The sequence below is a fragment of the Nonomuraea sp. KM88 genome (assembly GCF_052245635.1).
In the GTDB taxonomy this organism is placed as follows: domain Bacteria; phylum Actinomycetota; class Actinomycetes; order Streptosporangiales; family Streptosporangiaceae; genus Nonomuraea.
Window position 1 is genome coordinate 1 of record NZ_JBQQCC010000078.1, and the last position, 762, is coordinate 762.

Annotated in this window: 1 protein-coding gene; it reads left to right on the forward strand. The window is 68.0% G+C overall.

The features are described from left to right. Window positions 1-53 precede the first annotated feature (53 nt). Window positions 54-762 (forward strand): acyltransferase domain-containing protein (locus ACTWPV_RS49740; RefSeq protein ID WP_443157233.1); only part of this gene is annotated, 709 nt, incomplete at its 3' end.

Here is a 762-nt window from a genome sequence, read left to right on the forward strand (position 1 = left end):
CGGTTATCGCGACGTATGGGCAGGATCGTGATGAGCCGTTGTGGTTGGGGTCGGTGAAGTCGAACATCGGTCATACGCAGGCGGCTGCGGGTGTGGCTGGTGTGATCAAGATGGTGATGGCGCTGCGGCATGGGGTGTTGCCGAAGACGTTGCACGTGGATGAGCCGTCGCCGCACGTGGACTGGTCGGCCGGCGCGGTCGAGCTCCTGGCGGAGTCCCGGCAGTGGGATCGCCACGACCGTCCCCGCCGCGCCGCCGTCTCCTCCTTCGGCGTGAGCGGTACGAACGCGCACATCGTGATCGAGGAGTCCCCGGTCGCCGAGATCGAGGTCGAGCCGGTGAGTGGGCCGGTGGATGGGGTGCCGGTGGTGCCGTGGGTGGTGTCGGGTCGTAGTGCGGAGGCGTTGCGGGCTCAGGCGGGCCGGTTGGCTGATGCGGTGGCCGGTGAGTGGGCCGGTGTAGGGGCTGGTGTGCGGCTGGTGGATGTGGCGCATTCGCTGGTGGTGTCGCGGTCGGTGTTCGATCACCGTGCGGTGGTGGTGGGTGCTGGTCGGGATGAGCTGGTGGCGGGGTTGCGTGAGCTGGCCGATGGCATCGCGTCGGGTGTGGTGCAGGGTGTCGCGGGTGGTGGCGGTAAGTCGGTGTTCGTGTTCCCTGGTCAGGGGTCGCAGTGGCTCGGTATGGGTGTGGAGTTGCTGGAGTGTTCGCCGGTGTTCGCGGCGCGGATGGCTGAGTGTGAGGCGGTGCTGGCTCGGTTTGTGG